The sequence below is a fragment of the Streptomyces sp. NPDC014006 genome (genome assembly GCF_043088925.1).
Classification (GTDB): domain Bacteria; phylum Actinomycetota; class Actinomycetes; order Streptomycetales; family Streptomycetaceae; genus Streptomyces.
The window spans coordinates 222441-239350 of the sequence record NZ_JBICAJ010000006.1 but is presented as its reverse complement, the minus strand read 5'-3'; the positions used below and the strand labels follow the sequence as shown (position 1 = coordinate 239350).

The window sequence follows — 16910 nt, the reverse complement described above, 5'->3', positions numbered from 1 at the left end:
GGGGATCGAAAGGAACGGACGGAGAGGGGACGGAGAGGGGACGGACAGAGGGTGGATAGGGTCAACCCCCGTAGAAGACAGGCGCGTTGAAGGGGGCCGGGATGGGTGTGGCGATACGGCGGGCGGGCACGGGCGACCGGGAGGCGGTCGTACGGCTGCTGGACGAGGCCTTTCGGGACGATCCGGTCAGCGCCTGGGTGTTCCCTGGTGAGGAGTACCGGCGCGGCACCCACCACCGGCTCATGGCGGCGTTCACCGACATCGCTCTCGGTGACGGCTGGATCGACATCACCGAGGACGGGGCGGCATGCGCGCTGTGGCTGTCCGTGCCGGGCGGGGATCATGACGACGACAACGGGGGCGACGGTCCCGCCGAGCTGCGCCGGGCCGTGGACCCGGACAACGAGCGGGTGGAGCTGATCGGGCGTCTGACGGCCGGGATCCACCCCGCGGACCGCTCGCACGCCTATCTGTGGATGATCGGCGTCGCGCCGCAGCGGCAGGGAGCGGGACTGGGCACCGCGCTGATCGAGCACGTCCTCGAGCGGTGCGACCGCGAAGGGCGGGCCGCGTATCTGGAGGCCAGCAACGCGCGCAGCCGGGCGCTGTACGAGCGCCTCGGCTTCACGGTCATGGACGGCGTGCTGGACCTGCCCGACGGCCCGAGGATGTGGCCCATGTGGCGCGAGCCCCGCCGCGGGAAGCGCTGAACCGCGCATCGCCCTACGCTGAAGACGTGGGCAGCGACGAACCCGTCTGTCCCGTCTGCGGACAGCGCGTCGAGACGGTGGTCCGGCGCCACAAGACGCTGGGCGCCTGGGTGCCTGTGTGGGTGCCCGGGCCCTGCCGCAACGCCGGGTGCCCGGCCTTTGCCGAGCCGTCCACCGCGCGGGCGTCCCGCAGCGAGCCTCCGGTCGTCGCCGCCCCGAACGAGGACGGCGACGCCTCCGGCGCGGCCGGGACGTCCGGGACATCCGAGGCGTCCGCAGCGGACGAACCCTGACGGCTGTGCAGGGAGGCCGACCATCGTAAAGCCGTGGGTGGGAGGCCCTTCACCGCATAGCGTGGGTGCATGACCGACGCGCCGCACATCCTCCACCTCACCGAACGCTCCCTGTGGGAGGCCGCCCGCGCCGAGGGCCGGTACACCCTTTCGACCCGCGGCCGCACGCTGGAGCAGGAGGGGTTCATCCACTGCTCAACCCGGGAGCAGCTCGCGCCGGTGGCCGATTTCCTGTACGGCGGCTACGACGGCCCGGACGAGCTGGTCGTCCTGGTCGTGGACCCGGCACGGCTGGACGTGCCGCTGAAGTACGAGGCCGCCGAACCCGGCGGTGAGGAGTTCCCGCATGTGTACGGGCCCATCCCGGCGGAGGCGGTCGTGTCCGTGGAGCCGTGGCCGGCGTGAGCCCGGGCCCTCACCGAGAGGGCAGTCCGCCCGTCACCGAGGGGGCAGTCCGCCCGTCTCGGGGTCGCGGGCCGTGAGGCAGTACAGGCCGCCCGCCGGATCCCGCATGACCGTCCAGTGGGCGCCGGCGGAGACGACGGTGGCGCCCAGCTGCTCGTGCCGGGCGCGGGTCGCCGCCCGGTCGGCGCAGGCCATGTCGAGGTGGGCGGAGGCGGGCCGTTCCTCGCCCAGACGCTGGAGCAGGATGCGGACCGGCAATCCGTCGGGCGGGGCGATGACATGGAACTCGGGGCGGGAGCCGGGCCGGGACGTCCACCGCGGCAGGAGCGCGCCGAAGAAGGCGACTTCGGCGTCGTGGGCCGAGGGCGGCACATCGAGGCACACCTGGTCGAGGCGGCTGCCGTGGACGACGGGCGGGCGCCGGCGCTCGCCGTGCCACGGCACCGCGCAGAACAGCTGCCCGGCGGGGGAGCGCAGCACCGCCCAGCCCTCGTGCTCCGCCTCGACGCGTGCGCCCAGCCGCAGCGCCGACGCCACGAACTCCGGCACGTCGGCCACGGCGAAGTCGAGGTGGGCGCCGCCCGGGCCCGCCGCGACCCCCTGCGCCTTCAGGCATGCGTCGGCGCCGTCGTCCGGGAGCAGGGTGGTGAACTCCCCCCGCTCACCGCGCGCCGGGGACAGCCGCGTGCCCGTGGCGGCCGTCCAGAACGCGCAGGCGCGGTCCAGGACTTCGGCCGGGCGGTCGACGAAGGCGTAGGTCCACCGGACGTGCCGGTCCATGGCGGGAATGATCAGCTCTCCGCTCGCTGCATGAACCGCAGCAGATTGCCCGCCGGGTCCCGGAAGGCGCAGTCGCGCACTCCGTAGGGCTGGTCCATCGGTTCCTGGAGGATGTCGGTGCCGGCCTCGCGGACCTTCTCGCACAGGGACTCGCAGTCCGGGGTGGTGAAGATGACCCCGCGCAGCACCCCCTTGGCCAGCAGCCGGGTCAGCGTCTCCCGGTCGGCGGGGGAGGCGTCGGCGGCCGGCGGCTCCAGGACGATCTCCACGTCCGGCTGGAGCGGGGAGCCGACGGTGAGCCAGCGCAGTCCCTCGAACTCCACGTCGTTGCGCAGCTCGAGGCCGAGGACGTCCCGGTAGAAGGCGAGTGCCTTGTCGGGGTCGTCGACGGTGATGAAGCACTGCTTCAGTTTCACATCCATGACGTCACCCTAGGGTCGGCGCGGTCGCGTGAGCCTGCGCACCACGCAGGGCGGGATCTGCGCGGCCGCCTCGTGCGGACGGGCCCGGTACGCGGTCGGTGTCATGCCCACGAGCTGGGTGAACCGGGAGCTGAACGAGCCCAGGGAGGTGCAGCCGACGGCGAGGCACACCTCGGTCACGCTCAGATCCCCGCGCCGCAGCAGCGCCTTGGCGCGCTCGACACGGCGGGTCATGAGATAGCCGTAGGGCGTCTCGCCGTAGGCCTCGCGGAAGCTGCGCTGGAAGTGACCCGGGGACATCAGAGCCGTACGGGCGAGCGCGGAGATGTCCAGGGGCTCGGCGTACTCGCGGTCCATACGGTCGCGTGCCCTGCGCAGCCGCACCAGGTCCTCGGGGGTCACCCGGCCAGCATGCCACGCCAGACCGGCCCCGGACCCGCCGATCAATCGATCGATATATGAGCGAATAGCGATCGTTTGATACGTAACCATTGACGTGATCCGTCTGTCTCCCTAGCTTCGGGCGTCGTCCCGGTCCCCTGAGCCACCAAGAAAGGTGGACGCGTCATGAGGATCACCCCCGCCCGGCTCCGGCGGGCCGTCGTCGCGCTCGTCGTGATGGGTACGGCCGCGCTGCCCGCCGTATCCGCGTCGGCCGCCGGCACCACCACCTACGTCGACTGTTCGCGGACCACCGCGGGCGACGGCAGCCAGGCCGCCCCCTTCAACAGCCTCGCCCAGGCAAGCGCCCGCACCTACGGCCCCGGTGACACCCTCGCCCTGGCCGCCGGTACGACCTGCACCGGCACCCTCACGCCCCGCGGCAGCGGCACCGCCGCCGCCCCGGTCACGCTGACCGCGTACGGGTCCGGGGCCCGCCCCGTGATCGACGGCGCCGGCGCGCCCGACGCCGTCTCCTTCACCGACCAGGACCACTGGATCATCCGAGGTCTGAAGATCACCAACCCTGCCCCGGCTCTCGCGCGCCGGACCGGCCTGCGTGTCTCCGCGACCGACGGCCACGCGCACTCCGGCTTCGACATCGGCGATCTCGTCGTGGACCGGGTCGCCGGGCAGACGAACAAGAACAGCCCGACGACCGACGACTACGTGCAGTCCGCCGGCATCGTCACCGGCGCGAGCGGCACCGGGTCCGCGCTGAACGACATCCACGTCCACGACAACACGGTCGGCAACACCGGCGGCGGGGGCGTGAAGGTCCGGGTCGGCTCGATGGCCCTCAAGGGCACCGGGGTGCTGATCGAGCGGAACACGATCACCGACGTCGGCGGTGACGGTGTCATCGTCAGCTATGCCGAGGCGCCGCTGATCCAGTACAACACCGCAGCTGGGGTCGGCAACGGTGTCTATCCGTTCTCCGGCGGGAACTTCGCCGGGATCTGGGTGCTCGGCGACCACAACCCGGTGATGCAGTTCAACGCCGTCCACGACATCACGCGGATGTCCGTCTTCGACAGCGAGTCCTTCGACTGCGACTGGGGCAACACCGGCACCTGCACGATCCAGTACAACTTCAGCCGCGACAACATCGGCGGCTTCTTCCTCGACTGCGACGGCTGCGGCACCAGCGGCGCGGCGACGCAGGTCATCCGCTACAACGTCTCCGAGAACGACGGCCGTATCGTCCACGCCTCGGGCGGCCGGTCCGCGCTGCGGATGTACAACAACGTCTTCTACTGCCCGGACAAGAAGTTCGACGTCACACTGCCCGCCACCGCTCTGGTGGAGAACAACATCTGGGTCGGGACCGCCGACTCGCGGCTGCCCACCGGCTCCGGGATCTCCTGGCTGTGGAACGTCTTCCAGGGCGTGCCCCGTCCCACCGCCAACGGCATCGTCGGCGACCCGCAGTTCACCGCGCCCGGCACCGGCGGCGACACCCTCGCCTCCGCCGCGGGCTACCGGCTGAAGGCGGGCTCACCGGCGCTCGGCAACGGCGGGGTCGTCCAGGACAACGGCGGCCGTGACTACTGGGGCAACCCGGTCTCCGCGACCGCCAAGCCGCACCGGGGCGCCTACAACGGGCCGGGCCTGTGAGAGGCCGGTCTCGGGAGCAGAGCGAATTGATGGAGCGAATTGATCAGATGACCACGATGTGATCGGATACCGTGAGGGCGGGAGGTCGTGAGCCCCGAAGCAGAGGGCGACGGGCGCCACCGCGCCAGGATCAGGAGGACCCGATGGCCGCATCGGCGCAGGAACGCCGTACGCGCATCCTCGAGGTGGTGCGGGAGGCCGGATCCGTCCGGGTCGTGGAGCTGGCCGAGCGCCTGGGCATCCCCGCCGTCACGGTCCGCCGCGATGTGGCCGCGCTGGCCGACGAAGGCCGGCTGGAGCGCACGCACGGGGCGGTCTCGCTGCCGGCGGGCGCGCCTGCGGCCGGGCCCGGTGGGCAGGGGCGGGTGATCGGCATGCTGGTGCCGTCCGTCGGGTCGTACTTCGACGAGGTCGTCGCGGGCGCCAGCGCCGCGGCGACCGCCGCCGGGGCGCGGGTGGTACTCGGCATCGCCCCCTACGAGACGGACAGCGACCGCGCCCAGGTGGAGCGGCTGCTGGAGTCGGACGTCGACGGGCTGCTGCTCACCCCCAACTGGTCGGCTCAGGGAGGCCTCGTCGGCAGCGACTGGCTGGGCGGCCTGCCCGTCCCGGCCGTTCTGGTCGAGCGCCGGGCCGCCCCCGCGAGCCCGGCCGCAGGGCTCGACGCCGTCTGCTCGAACCACCGCCACGGTGTACTTCTCGCCCTGCGCCGGCTGGCCGAGCGCGGCCATACGTCCGTCCTGCTCGCCGCCCGTTCCGACACCCGCACCGCGCACGAGGTGCGCGCCGGGTACGCCATGGCGGTCGAGGGGCTCGGGCTCGCCGACCTGCCGGTGATCGATGTGCCCACACCGGCCGCCGCGCATCCCGCGAGCGCCCATCAGGAGCTGGCCGCGCGGATCGCCGAGGCCGCCGCCTCCGGTGTGCGGGCCGTGCTGGTCCACAACGACCAGGACGCCATCCAGCTGCCGCCGCTGCTGCGCGCCCACGGTCTCACCGTCCCCGACGACCTGGCCCTGGTGTCGTACGACGACGTGTACGCCAACCTCTCCGACCCGCCGCTGACCGCGGTGGCCCCGCCCAAGCGGGCCGTGGGCGCGGAGGCGCTCAGGCTGCTGCTGCGCCGGCTGGAGGAGGGCGACGCGCTGCCCGTGCACCAGATCGAGCTGCTGCCGACGCTCACGGTGCGCGCGTCCTGCGGCTGACGGTACGGCCCGTGCGGCGCCGGGCACGCTCTTCGGCAGGCTCGTCTGATCACTTCAGATCATTTGATCGAAGAGTATTGACTCCGATCAAATGGCGCTTGAGGATGTCACTCGATCCCGCCCCGTTCAAGGAGCTGCGCCCATGACTTCCTCCGCCACCTCTCGCAGAGCCACCTCACGCAGAGTCCGCTCCACCGCCCTCGCCGTCGCCACCGCCCTGTCGCTGGCCACGCTCGCCGCCTGCGGGTCGGGCGAGGACGCGGACGCCGGCGCCGCAGGCAAGAACGGTCCGGTGACGATCACGTTCTGGGGCTGGGCCAAGGGCACCAAGGACGTCGTGGATGCCTTCAACGCGGCGCAGAAGGACGTGAAGGTGCAGTTCCAGGAGATCCCTTCCGGCAACGCCGGCGGCTACGCCAAGATCTCCAATGCGGTGAAGGCGGGCAACGCACCCGACGTGTTCAACGTGGAGTACCCGCAGCTGCCGGACTTCGTCAGCCAGGGCGCGGTCAAGGACATCAGCACGCTGGTTCCCGCCGGCCTCAAGGCCGAGTACCTGCCGCAGGCCGTGCAGCTGACCACGCTCGGCGGATCGACCTGGGCGCTGCCGCTGGACGCCGCGCCGCAGACCTTCTACTACCGCAAGGACGTCTTCGCCACGGCGCACATCACCGCGCCGCCCAAGACGTGGGCCGAGTTCCGCGCCGACGCCGAGAAGATCAAGAAGGCCGACCCCAAGGCCCGTATCGCCACCTTCTTCCCCGACGACCCCAGCACCTTCGAGGCGATGGCCTGGCAGGCGGGCGCGCAGTGGTTCAAGACCGAGGGCGACTCCTGGAAGGTGAACTTCGTCGACTCCGCGACCCGGCAGACCGCCGACTACTGGCAGAAGATGATCGACGACGATCTGATCGACGTCGCCCCGTCCTTCTCCCAGCAGTGGACCGCCGCCCTGCAGAAGGGGCAGACCGTCGGCTACCTCGGCGCCAGCTGGGGCGCGGGCGTGCTCGGCTCCACCCTGCCGGACCAGACCGGCAAGTGGGCGGCCGCGCCGATCCCGACCACCGACGGCAACCCCGCCGGCGGCATGCTCGGCGGCTCCACCTTCGCCGTGTCCAAGGACAGCAAGAAGGCCGAGGCCGCGGTGAAGTTCGCCGAGTGGGCGACCACCACCGAGGCCGGCATCAAGGCCCGTATCGCCAGTGGCACCTCCTCCGCCTACCCGGCCGCGCCCGCGCTCGTCCCGGTCGCCAGGGGCTCCTTCAAGGGAGCGCTGTTCGCCGGGCAGGACGTCTACACGCTCTTCCAGGACGCCGCGAAGTCCATTCGCACCGACTGGAGCTGGGGCCCGGCCATGGGCGTCACCAACAACTCCCTGAAGGACTCCTTCGCCGGCATCAAGGGCGGCAAGGGCAGCATCTTCGACAGCGTCACGGTCGCCCAGACCGCGACCACCAAGGAACTGGGCAACCGCGGCATCAAGGTGACCGGCTGATGGTCGCCCCGACGCTGCCCCACGGCAGCGCCCCGGCCTCCCGCCCCGCCCGCCGGCGCGGGAGGCCCGGCGCCCCGGTGGTCCTGCTCCTGCCGTTCTTCCTGCTCTTCACCGCCTGCACGCTCGTCCCCATCGGCAACGCCGTCTACCTGAGCCTCTACCGCGAGCGCCGCTCCGGTCTCGGCTTCGGCGGCGTACGGCGCGTCTTCACCGGCCTCGGCAACTACACCGACGCCCTCGGCGACGCCGCCTTCCGCGACGGCTTCCTCAACCTGGCGCTGTACTGCGCGCTGTACATCCCGCTCATGCTGGGCCTGTCCCTGCTGCTGGCGCTGCTGCTCGACTCCACCCTCGCCCGCGCCCGGCGCTTCTTCCAGCTCGCGCTGTTCCTGCCGCACGCCGTGCCCGGCATCATCGCCGCCCTGGTGTGGATGTACCTGTACACCCCCGGTGTGAGCCCGGTGATCGGCGCCCTGAACTCCGGCGGCATCGAGGCCGACCTGCTCGGCCACCCGGTCCCGGCGGTCGTCAACATCGCGCTGTGGGAGTGGACCGGCTACAACCTCATCATCTTCTTCGCCGCGCTCCAGGCCATCCCGCGCGAGGTGCTGGAAGCCTCGGTCGTCGACGGCGCCGGCCCCCTGCGCACCGCGCTGAGCATCAAACTCCCGCTGATCCGGCCCTCGCTCGCCATGGTCGGCCTGTTCACCGTCATCGGCTCGCTCCAGCTGTTCACCGAGCCGACGATCCTGCACGGCGCGGCCCCCGGCGTCGTCACCACCTGGACGCCCAACATGTACGCCTACACCGCGGCCTTCGAACGGAACGACTACGGACTCGCCGCGGCCGCCTCCGTCCTACTCGCCCTCGCCGCCGCCGTGCTGTCCTTCGTGGTCACCCGGCTGACGGGCGGCCGCGGCGCCAAGCCGAAGGGAGCGAAGGCATGAGCACCGCCGCGCCCGTACGGCCGCAGCCGCTGAAGACCCCCGCGCACGACACCGCGGAGCCCGGCCGCAGCCCCTGGTCGCTGTCCAAGGCGGCCGTCAACGGCATCCTGCTACTGGCCACCGCCTACACCCTCTTCCCGCTGCTGTGGCTGCTGACCGCCGCCGCCAAGAACACCGGCGACCTGCTCGGCGGGCGGACCCTGTCGCCGTCGCGCTGGCACCTCGGCGACAACCTCGCGAACCTCGCAGCGACCGGCGACGGTGTGTACTTCCGCTGGTACCTCAACTCCCTGCTGTACGCCGGTGCCGGCGCGCTGCTGTGCGGGCTGATCTGCGTCGCGGCGGGGTACGCCTTCCACGTCTCGCGTTTCCCCGGCAAAGAGAAGCTCTTCGGCCTCGTGCTGCTCGGCGTGCTGGTGCCGACCACCGCGCTCGCCCTGCCGATGTATCTGCTCGCCTCCAAGACGGGCCTGGTCAACACCTTCTGGGCGGTGTTCCTGCCCTCCCTGGTCAACCCGTTCGGCGTGTACCTGGCCCGCGTCTTCTGCGCCGGATACGTGCCCGGCGAGGTGCTGGAGGCCGCGCGCATGGACGGCGCCGGTGAGCTGCGGACCTTCTGGTCGATCGGGCTGCGGATGGTCATGCCGGGGTTCGTGACGATCTGCCTGTTCCAGTTCACGGCGATCTGGAACAACTTCTTCCTGCCGCTGGTGATGCTGTCCGACACCAAGCTCTTCCCGGTCAGCCTCGGCCTGTACGCGTGGAACACGCAGACACACTCGTTCCCCGAGTACTACCCGCTCGTGGTGACCGGTTCCCTGCTCGCCGTGATCCCGCTCGTCGTCGCCTTCGTGGCGCTGCAGCGGTTCTGGAAGGCGGGCCTGACCGCGGGGGCCGTCAAGTGACCTTCTTCCCGGACCGCCGCCGCCCGCGAGCCCTGCTCGCCATGCACGCCGACCTCGCGGCCAAGCTCATCGACCCACCGACCCTGACCCGGCTCACCGACCTCGCGGACCTCGACCCCAAGCTGGTCGTCGAGGACTTCACCGAACCCCGGGCGGCGGCCGTGCTCCGGGACACCGAGGTCATCGTCAGCAGCTGGGGCTGCCCGCCGCTGACGGCGGAGGTGCTGGCCGAGGCTCCCCGGCTGCGGGCGGTCGTCCACGCGGCCGGCTCCGTCAAACACCACATCACCGAGGCCTGCTGGCAACGCGGTCTCCAGGTCACCTCCGCGGCCTGGGCGAACGCCCTGCCGGTCGCGGAGTACACCGTCGCCCTGATCCTGCTCGCGGGCAAACAACTCCTGCGCATCCGCGACGACTACCGGCGCCGCCGCGCCCCGCATGACTGGCAGGGCGCCTACGCACAGGCCGGCAACCACCGCCGTACGGTCGGCATCGTCGGCGCCTCCCGCATCGGCCGCCGCGTCCTGGACCTGCTGCGCCCGCACGACCTGGACCTCCTCCTGTACGACCCCTACGTCCCGCCCGCCGAGGCCAAGGCGCTGGGTGCGCGGGCGGTCGGCCTCGACGAGCTGTGCGCCGCGTCGGACGTGGTCAGCGTGCACGCCCCGGAACTGCCCGAGACCCGGCACCTGATCGACGCGGACCGGCTGGCGCTCATGCACACCGGCGCCACGCTCATCAACACCTCCCGCGGCTCCCTCGTCGACCAGGACGCGCTGACCGAGGAGCTGACCGCGGGCCGCCTCGACGCGGTCCTCGACGTGACGGTGCCGGAGGTCCTGCCTCCCGACTCCCCGCTCTACGACCTGCCCAACGTGCTCCTGACCCCGCACATCGCGGGCTCCCTGGGCAACGAGCTGCACCGCATGGCCGCGGCCGCGGCGGACGAACTGGAGCGCTACGCCACGGGCCGCCCCTTCGCCCACCCCGTGAGCCGGGCGGAGTGGCACCGCTCGGCGTGAGCGGGCACTTCATGAGCGCCGTGATGAAAGAGACCGCACCCGGACCGTCAGGACGCCTGTGCGGCGCGCTGTGGACCGGGTGCGGGCAGGAGACGCTGCGGTCGAAACGACCGCAGGTCAGAGGGCGCGGGAAGATCAGGCCTCGGTCTTCTGGTAACGGGCCGGGTCGGTGACCTGCAGCGATAGACGCTGCACGTCGCCGACTTGGCCTTTTACCGTTTGCGGGCGATGGGGTGCGACGGTCCCGATCGGGTGTCCTGCGGACTGTGTGCGGACTGCCCCGGCTTACAGATCATCTTCGTCGACGGGTTCCGGTTCGCGGATGTAGGCGAGGTCCAGCACGTAGCGTTCGGTGACCGGGGGGTTGTTCCACGCCTGGGTGAGGTGGTCTTCGAAGGTGTCGTCTGTGGGGTGGTCGAGCGTCGTCGCGTAGTAGTCGGCTGTCGCCTGCCGGTTCTCCCACCAGGCGTGGCCTTCGTACACGCCCGGGCGGGGCAGGGTCATCTCCCCCGCGGGGCCGTATTCCAGTTGGTTGACGACGAGGACGCCGGTTTCCGATTCGATGCTGACGGGCACGTGGCCTTCGGCCTCGGCGGGCGGGACGGGGGCGATGTCCCAGACGCGAAGGGCGACCTCGACCTCGATGTCTGGCTGCAGGCTGCGGAGGTAGAGGTGGTAGCCATTGCCGGCGGCCACCTGTGCCTCAGCGGCGTCCAGGGCTGCTTCGTCGCCGAGGTAGGCATCGGCGTCGTAGACCTCCACAACCCGGCGAGCCGGTGTGGCCTTGCAACGGTATTCAGCCAGGAGCGCCATGGTGCCGCTGCCCTTTCCGCTAGCTGGTGATCTTCATGTAGAAGGCGTCGCCGTCCAGCATGCGGTTGAGGGTGTACATCTGGTCGAGCCTGCGACCGCCGGTCTCATTGTCATCGCCGTCGATCAACCGGACGGAGAACCGGTTGTCGTCCCGGCTTTGTTCCGCGCCGGGGTGAGGTGGTCTTCGAAGGTGGCTGACCGAGTTGCTGCGCGATCGCTTCGTTCCTGAACCATGAGGGGCCGGCGGAGGTGGGTTCGAAACGTGCTTGATCGTATTCGTCCCCTCGGGAACGCAGGAACCACCGGTTGCCGCTGCCAAGGAGAGTCGGCGGGATCGCCTGATCCGTCAGCACGGAAAGCCCCCGCTCGACATGCGGTGATCTGGCAACCCGAGGGAGGGGGAGCGACCTGCAGGCCGCCCCCCTCCTGGACGTGTAGCGGTCCCTTCACGTAGATGCCGTACGCGTTGTCGTGCAGGATCCGGTCGCTGCCGTGCCAGTCGGACAGCTCGCTGCCCGCCTTGCTGTTCTCCGCGCCCGGCACGCAGCGGACGGAGAAGGTGCCGTCCCCGAGGCCGGCACCTTCGTTGGTGGACGCGAAGGGGAACGGCAGCGGCTCCAGTCCGGGAGGATCGGCCCGCCGGCGACCGCCAAGTCCCGGCGGACGGTCCCGGTCGGGGAGGTCGTCACCGACGCGCTCCTCGCGCATCTTGCCGCACGCCCGTCCAGGGACTGGCTGTTCACGATGGAGGAGGGTGAGCCGCTCAACTACCGACGGTGGAAGACCGAGTGGAACTGCCCTCGCAGTGCGCTCCAGGCGGCGGAGAAACGAGGCAGCCGAGCGCGAGGGCCGCAAGCCCGTCGGGCTGCCGCACATGGTGACCCACGACCTGCGGCACTTCTTCGCCTCCGCGCTCATCGCGGGCGGGGCGAGCGTCAAGCAGGTCCGGCTCGTCCTCGGCCACGCGTCCGCCGTCATCACGCTGCGGATCTACGCCATCTGTGGCCGGGCGAAGAGGACCGCACCCGGTCCGTCATGGACGCCGTACTCGGCGGCCTGCGGACCGGGTGCGGACCGAAGGACCAGGCGGTCAAGGAAACCGCAGGTCAACGGCATGATCCAAAGATCAGGCCTTCTTGGTCTCCCAGAAGATCTTGTCGATCTCGGCGATCAGCTCCAGGGCCTTCTCACCGGTCTTCGGGTCGGTGGAGGCCTTGGCGGCCGACAGCGCCTTCAGGGTGTCGTTGACCAGCTGGTGCAGCTGCGGGTACTTCTCGAAGTGCGGGGCCTTGAAGTAGTCGCTCCACAGCACGGAGACGTGGTGCTTCGCGAGCTCGGCGCGCTGCTCCTTGATGACCGTGGCACGAGCCTGGAAGTGCGGGTCGTCGTTGCCGGCCATCTTCTCCTGTACGGCCTTCACCGACTCCGCCTCGATGCGGGCCTGGGCCGGGTCGTACACGCCGCAGGGCAGGTCGCAGTGCGCGCTGACCTTGACCTTGGGGGCAAACAGGCGGGAAAGCATGGAGCATTCCTTCCTCGTGATCGTCTTCTCAGGTGGGACATTACTCCCTGTGGCACGGGTTTTCGCGGGTGCCCCCTTGGGCTTAGGACAAAAGTCCAGGGTCAGACTGGGACTGGTGGACGATCGGACCGGGGAGGTACGGGTGATGCCGGAGCTGTCGCAGGGCACCGAGCAGGGCAGGGGCGCCGAACCGCCCTTCGGCTGGGTGGAGGTCACGGGCCCGTCGATGGTGCCGACGCTGTACCACGGCGACCAGCTGCTGGTGCGGTACGGGAGCCGGGTCCGCCCGGGCCACATCATCGTCCTGCGCCATCCGCTGCAGCAGAACCTGCTGGTGGTCAAGCGCGCGGCCGAGCGCCGTGAGGGCGGCTGGTGGGTGCTCGCCGACAACGCCTTCGGGACGACCACCGACAGCGAGGACTTCGGCGTCGTACCGGACGAGCTGATCGTGGGGCGGGTGCTGTTCCGCTTCCGTCGCCCGCCCGAGCCGGATCAGCGTTCGCCGCTGGCCGTCGTGCGCTGGGCGGTGTCGGCCGCCAGGCCCGTGTTCGCCGACCGGTCGGCCTCCAGGCGCTTGCGGGCCCGGTAGGCGGCGACGTTGGCGCGGGTGGCGCAGCGGTCGGAGCAGTAGCGCCGGGAGCGGTTGGTCGAGGTGTCCAGGAAGGCGTTGCGGCAGGGCGCGGCCTCGCACAGGCCCAGGCGGTCCACGCCGTACTCCGTCAGGTGGAACGCGAGGCCCATCGCGGCGATGGCGGCGTAGCCGGCCGTCGCGTTGGACGGGTGGTCGGCCAGGTGCATGTGCCACAGCGGGCGGCCGTCGTCGTCGCGGTGGTCGTGGCCGGAGACCTGGGGGCTGACCGGGAACTCCAGCAGCAGCGCGTTCAGCAGGTCCACCGCACGGGTCTCGTCGCCCTCGTCGGCGGCCTCGAAGACCGCGCGCAGCCGCGCCCGTACCGAGCGGAACCGGGTGACGTCCGCGTCGGTGGCCCGGCGGGCCGCCGACTGGTTGACGCCGAACAGCTCCCGGACGGCCTCCACCGAGGTCAGGCAGTCCTTGCCGCGGGCCGGTTCCTCGCTGTTCACGAGCCGTACGGCGTAATCCGAGTAATAGGCCAGTTCCACCTGTAGTCCTTACGAAGGCGCTCTATGGTCGTGGGTGCGGTCGGGTAACAGCCGGTCGTGGTTACAGGGTATTACGGTCATCCCGGACGGAGGGGCGGCGATGACGGACACCGGCTCGCCGGCCGGGCTGCCGAGATCCCGACTGCGCCGGCCCCTGCCGGCAGCCTCGTCCGGCACGGCGGCGTCTTCCTCGACGCGGACCACATGATCGACGACGGCACGCCCCGGATCAACGCGGACGAGGGGATCCGGCGCCGCGCCCGCACGGATCAGGCCATGCGCCCGTAGCCGGGAGACGCCGAGGGGCGGTACGGCCAAGCCGTACCGCCCCTCGCGCATGCGCGCCTACAGCACCTCGCCTACAGCACCTTGGACAGGAAGGACTTCGTCCGGTCGTGCTGCGGGTTGGTCAGGACGTCGCGCGGGTGGCCGGACTCGACCACCACACCGCCGTCCATGAAGACCAGGCTGTCGCCCACCTCGCGGGCGAAGCCCATCTCGTGCGTGACGACGATCATCGTCATGCCCGACTCGGCCAGATCCCGCATGACGTCGAGGACGTCACCCACGAGCTCGGGGTCCAGCGCCGAGGTCGGCTCGTCGAACAGCATCAGCTTCGGGTCCATCGCCAGCGCCCGGGCGATCGCCACCCGCTGCTGCTGGCCGCCGGAGAGCTGCGAGGGGTAGCTGCGCGCCTTGTCGGCCAGGCCCACGCGCTCCAGCAGCTGCAGGGCGCGCTCCCGCGCCTGTGTCTTGCCGGCGCCCTTGACCTGCATCGGCGCTTCCATGACGTTCTCGACGGCCGTCATGTGCGGGAAGAGGTTGAACCGCTGGAACACCATGCCGATGTCCCGGCGCTTGCGCGCGACCTCGCTGTCCTTCAGCTCGTACAGCTTGTCGCCCTTCTGGCGGTAGCCGACCAGCTCGCCGTCGACGTAAAGCCGGCCGGCGTTGATCTTCTCGAGGTGGTTGATGCACCGCAGGAAGGTCGACTTGCCCGAGCCGGACGGGCCGATCAGGCAGAACACCTCGCCCTGCTTGACCTCGAGGTTGATGCCCTTGAGCACCTCGAGCGCGCCGAAGTTCTTGTGGACGCCTTCGGCCTTCACCATCGGGACGGTGGACTTCTTGGGGGCGGTGTCCGCCGTGTCGGTCTTCACCGTCTCGTTGGCCTTGTCGTTCTTCGCGATCTTCTCGGTCATGCTGTGGCTCCCTTCCGGCCGGACAGGGAGAGCACGTTCGCCTTGACCTTCTGCCACGGCGTGGCCGGCAGCTGGCGGCTGGAGCCGCGGGCGTAGTAACGCTCCAGGTAGTACTGGCCCACGCTGAACACCGAGGTCAGCAGCAGGTACCAGGCGGCGGCCAGGAACAGCATCTCGGCCGGGGCGCCTGAGGTCTGGCCGATGTCCTGCGCGACGCGCAACAACTCGGAGTACTGGACGACCGAGACCAGCGAGGTCGTCTTCAGCATGTTGATGACCTCGTTGCCCGTCGGCGGCACGATCACGCGCATCGCCTGCGGAATCACGATCCGGCGCAGCGTCTTGCTGTGGCTCATGCCCAGCGCGTGCGCCGCCTCCGTCTGGCCCTCGTCGACCGCGAGCAGACCGGCGCGGCAGATCTCCGCCATGTACGCGGCCTCGTTGAGGCCGAGGCCGAGCAGCGCGGTCAGGAACGGGGTCATGAAGTCCGACCACTCGTTCTTGTAGATCGGCCCGAGGTTGATGTACTCGAAGACCAGACCCAGGTTGAACCAGACGATCAGCTGGACCAGGACCGGGGTGCCCCGGAAGAACCAGATGTAGAACCACGCGATCGACGAGGTCACCGGGTTCTTCGACAGCCGCATCACCGCGAGCACGATGCCGCCGACCACGCCGATGAGCATCGAGAGGATGGTCAGCAGCAGAGTGTTGCCCACGCCGGTGAGCACACGGTGGTTGAAGAAGTAGTCCGGGATCGCGCCCCAGTTGATCTTGCCCTGGGAGAACGCGTAGACGATGCCGCCCAGCAGGGCGACTGCGATGACGGCCGAGATGTACCGCCCGTAGTGACGGACCGGGATGGCCTTGATGGCCTCCGGGCCGGCCGGCGGGGTGGCCGCCGGTTCCGTCGTCTTGTCTATGTCAACAGTCACGGGTGTTGCCTTTCAGTGCCCGCAGGAATCGAGCGGTCACTTGCCGCCGTTGACGGTGGCCTGCTTCACGGCGCCGGCCGTGACGCCCCACTTCTGGAGGATCTTGTTGTACTCGCCGTTCTTGATGATCGCGTCCATCGCGGTCTTCAGGGCGTCGCGCACCTGCGTGTTGGCCTTGGCGACGGCGATGCCGTACGGGGCGGCCTCGACCTGGCCGCCGACGATCTGGAAGTCGTTGCCACCGCCGGAGGTCTTCACCGCGTACGCGGCGACCGGGAAGTCGGAGGAGCCGGCGTTGGCGCCGCCCGCGCGCAGGCGGGTCTGGGCCTGCTGGTCGGTGTCGAAGGCCTCGATCGACAGGGTCTTGCCGGCCGGGCACTTCTTCGCCTCGGTCTTGGCGAGATCCTCGGAGGTCGTGCCGCGCTGCACCACGATCTTCTTGCCGCACAGGTCGGCCCAGGACTTGATGCCCTGGTCCTTGCCCTTCTGGGTGTAGATCGAGACACCGGCGGTGAAGTAGTCGACGAAGTCCACACCCTCGCCGACCTTCTTGCCGGTGTCGGCGTCGATGCCCTGCTGGCGGTCCTTGGTGTCGGTCATCGCGGACATGGCGATGTCGTAGCGCTTGGAGCGCAGACCGGTGATCAGCGTGTCGAAGGTGCCGTTCTGGAACTCGAACTTCACGCCGAGCTGCTTGCCCAGGGCGTCGGCGATGTCCGGGTCGATGCCGGCCGTGTTGCCGGAGCTGTCCCGGAACTCCACCGGCGCGTACGCGATGTCCGAGCCGACCCTGATGACACCCTTGTCACGGACGGACTTGGGGAGCAGGTCGGCGAGCGGGGCGGTGGTGGTGGAGGCCCCGCCGCTGCTCTGTGAACCGGTGTCCTTCTTGGTCTGGTCACCACAGCCGGTGAGCAGCAGTGCGCCTGCGACCGCGATCGCACCGACCGCTGCTAGCCGTGAGTGCGCGGCGGTCGTACGACGGGTGGAGCTTGCGGTCATCGTGGGTTCCTCCGGCGGGATGGATGGTGCCGATGGTTGACGGCAATGCCGATGGGTCGACAAGAACACACA

At 70.3% G+C, this 16910-nt stretch carries 19 protein-coding genes and 2 pseudogenes; 12 read left to right on the top strand and 9 right to left on the bottom strand.

What is annotated here, in order from left to right:
* The first annotated feature begins 101 nt into the window (after positions 1-101).
* From ACF1GV_RS21995 to ACF1GV_RS21985, 3 genes are all read left to right on the top strand, one after another.
* Positions 102-710 carry a GNAT family N-acetyltransferase gene (locus tag ACF1GV_RS21995; protein WP_391683430.1) on the top strand — a complete coding sequence of 203 codons (609 nt, stop codon included), beginning with the start codon at positions 102-104 and terminating at the stop codon, positions 708-710.
* A gap of 26 nt (positions 711-736) precedes the next feature.
* On the top strand, positions 737-1003 hold the full coding sequence (locus ACF1GV_RS21990) for a hypothetical protein (RefSeq protein WP_391683427.1): 267 nt from the start codon (positions 737-739) through the stop codon (positions 1001-1003).
* Positions 1004-1072: 69 nt separating this feature from the next.
* Positions 1073-1408 carry a DUF952 domain-containing protein gene (locus ACF1GV_RS21985; protein WP_391683424.1) on the top strand — a complete coding sequence of 112 codons (336 nt, stop codon included), beginning with the start codon at positions 1073-1075 and terminating at the stop codon, positions 1406-1408.
* Positions 1409-1441: 33 nt separating this feature from the next.
* Here the strand turns inward: ACF1GV_RS21985 and ACF1GV_RS21980 are convergent, their stop codons facing one another.
* Genes ACF1GV_RS21980 through ACF1GV_RS21970 form a run of 3 tightly spaced genes read right to left on the bottom strand, consistent with a single transcriptional unit; the run spans position 1442 to position 3012 of the window.
* Positions 1442-2188 (bottom strand): VOC family protein, encoded by a 747-nt coding sequence (locus ACF1GV_RS21980; RefSeq protein ID WP_391683422.1) that lies wholly within the window; start codon positions 2186-2188, stop codon positions 1442-1444.
* An 11-nt stretch (positions 2189-2199) separates the two neighbouring features.
* Positions 2200-2610, bottom strand: coding sequence for a VOC family protein (locus ACF1GV_RS21975; protein WP_363262592.1), 411 nt, complete (start codon positions 2608-2610; stop codon positions 2200-2202).
* A 9-nt stretch (positions 2611-2619) separates the two neighbouring features.
* Positions 2620-3012: a helix-turn-helix transcriptional regulator gene (locus tag ACF1GV_RS21970; protein ID WP_363262591.1), complete on the bottom strand. Its 393-nt coding sequence runs from the start codon at positions 3010-3012 to the stop codon at positions 2620-2622.
* Between the two features lie 165 nt (positions 3013-3177).
* On the opposite strand from ACF1GV_RS21970, the gene ACF1GV_RS21965 reads away from it, so the two are divergent.
* The 6 genes from ACF1GV_RS21965 (at position 3178) to ACF1GV_RS21940 (ending at position 10242) form a co-directional block, all read left to right on the top strand.
* Positions 3178-4668 (top strand): right-handed parallel beta-helix repeat-containing protein, encoded by a 1491-nt coding sequence (locus ACF1GV_RS21965; RefSeq protein ID WP_391683420.1) that lies wholly within the window; start codon positions 3178-3180, stop codon positions 4666-4668.
* A 143-nt stretch (positions 4669-4811) separates the two neighbouring features.
* On the top strand, positions 4812-5873 hold the full coding sequence (locus ACF1GV_RS21960) for a substrate-binding domain-containing protein (protein WP_391683418.1): 1062 nt from the start codon (positions 4812-4814) through the stop codon (positions 5871-5873).
* A 142-nt stretch (positions 5874-6015) separates the two neighbouring features.
* Positions 6016-7368 carry an ABC transporter substrate-binding protein gene (locus ACF1GV_RS21955; RefSeq protein ID WP_391683416.1) on the top strand — a complete coding sequence of 451 codons (1353 nt, stop codon included), beginning with the start codon at positions 6016-6018 and terminating at the stop codon, positions 7366-7368.
* Positions 7368-8315, top strand: a complete 948-nt coding sequence (locus tag ACF1GV_RS21950; protein ID WP_391683413.1) for a carbohydrate ABC transporter permease — start codon at positions 7368-7370, stop codon at positions 8313-8315. Before ACF1GV_RS21955 ends, ACF1GV_RS21950 begins: the two co-directional genes overlap by 1 nt.
* The gene (locus ACF1GV_RS21945) at positions 8312-9220 is read left to right on the top strand and encodes a carbohydrate ABC transporter permease (protein ID WP_391683411.1); all 909 of its coding nucleotides are present in this window, start codon (positions 8312-8314) and stop codon (positions 9218-9220) included. The genes ACF1GV_RS21950 and ACF1GV_RS21945 overlap by 4 nt, the downstream gene beginning before the upstream one ends.
* Positions 9221-9261: 41 nt before the next feature.
* Entirely contained in the window at positions 9262-10242 is a 981-nt protein-coding gene (locus ACF1GV_RS21940; protein ID WP_391684027.1) for a hydroxyacid dehydrogenase, read from the top strand.
* Between the two features lie 285 nt (positions 10243-10527).
* On the opposite strand, the gene ACF1GV_RS21935 is transcribed toward ACF1GV_RS21940, so the two are convergent.
* Positions 10528-11055, bottom strand: coding sequence for a hypothetical protein (locus ACF1GV_RS21935; protein WP_391683408.1), 528 nt, complete (start codon positions 11053-11055; stop codon positions 10528-10530).
* A gap of 603 nt (positions 11056-11658) precedes the next feature.
* Here ACF1GV_RS21935 and ACF1GV_RS21930 point away from each other — a divergent pair.
* A pseudogene (locus ACF1GV_RS21930) lies at positions 11659-12165 on the top strand (tyrosine-type recombinase/integrase); the annotation flags it as partial.
* A gap of 16 nt (positions 12166-12181) precedes the next feature.
* Here ACF1GV_RS21930 and sodN read toward each other — a convergent pair.
* Positions 12182-12577 carry a superoxide dismutase, Ni gene (gene sodN, locus ACF1GV_RS21925; protein ID WP_103781377.1) on the bottom strand — a complete coding sequence of 132 codons (396 nt, stop codon included), beginning with the start codon at positions 12575-12577 and terminating at the stop codon, positions 12182-12184.
* A 145-nt stretch (positions 12578-12722) separates the two neighbouring features.
* On the opposite strand from sodN, the gene sodX reads away from it, so the two are divergent.
* Complete coding sequence (sodX, locus tag ACF1GV_RS21920) at positions 12723-13166, top strand: nickel-type superoxide dismutase maturation protease (protein WP_363262746.1); 444 nt, start codon at positions 12723-12725, stop codon at positions 13164-13166.
* Here the strand turns inward: sodX and ACF1GV_RS21915 are convergent.
* Complete coding sequence (locus ACF1GV_RS21915) at positions 13070-13699, bottom strand: CGNR zinc finger domain-containing protein (protein ID WP_363262585.1); 630 nt, start codon at positions 13697-13699, stop codon at positions 13070-13072. The two genes, sodX and ACF1GV_RS21915, sit on opposite strands and share 97 nt — an antisense overlap.
* Before the next feature lie 165 nt (positions 13700-13864).
* Between ACF1GV_RS21915 and ACF1GV_RS21910 the strand changes: the two are divergent.
* Positions 13865-13975: pseudogene (locus tag ACF1GV_RS21910) on the top strand (SAM-dependent methyltransferase); the annotation flags it as partial.
* Positions 13976-14058: 83 nt separating this feature from the next.
* Here the strand turns inward: ACF1GV_RS21910 and ACF1GV_RS21905 are convergent.
* From ACF1GV_RS21905 to ACF1GV_RS21895, 3 genes are all read right to left on the bottom strand, one after another.
* Entirely contained in the window at positions 14059-14811 is a 753-nt protein-coding gene (locus tag ACF1GV_RS21905) for an amino acid ABC transporter ATP-binding protein (RefSeq protein WP_391684024.1), read from the bottom strand.
* A gap of 86 nt (positions 14812-14897) precedes the next feature.
* Positions 14898-15836, bottom strand: coding sequence for an amino acid ABC transporter permease (locus ACF1GV_RS21900; RefSeq protein WP_391683405.1), 939 nt, complete (start codon positions 15834-15836; stop codon positions 14898-14900).
* A 36-nt stretch (positions 15837-15872) separates the two neighbouring features.
* Positions 15873-16838 (bottom strand): ABC transporter substrate-binding protein, encoded by a 966-nt coding sequence (locus ACF1GV_RS21895; RefSeq protein ID WP_391683402.1) that lies wholly within the window; start codon positions 16836-16838, stop codon positions 15873-15875.
* Between the last annotated feature and the right edge of the window lie 72 nt (positions 16839-16910).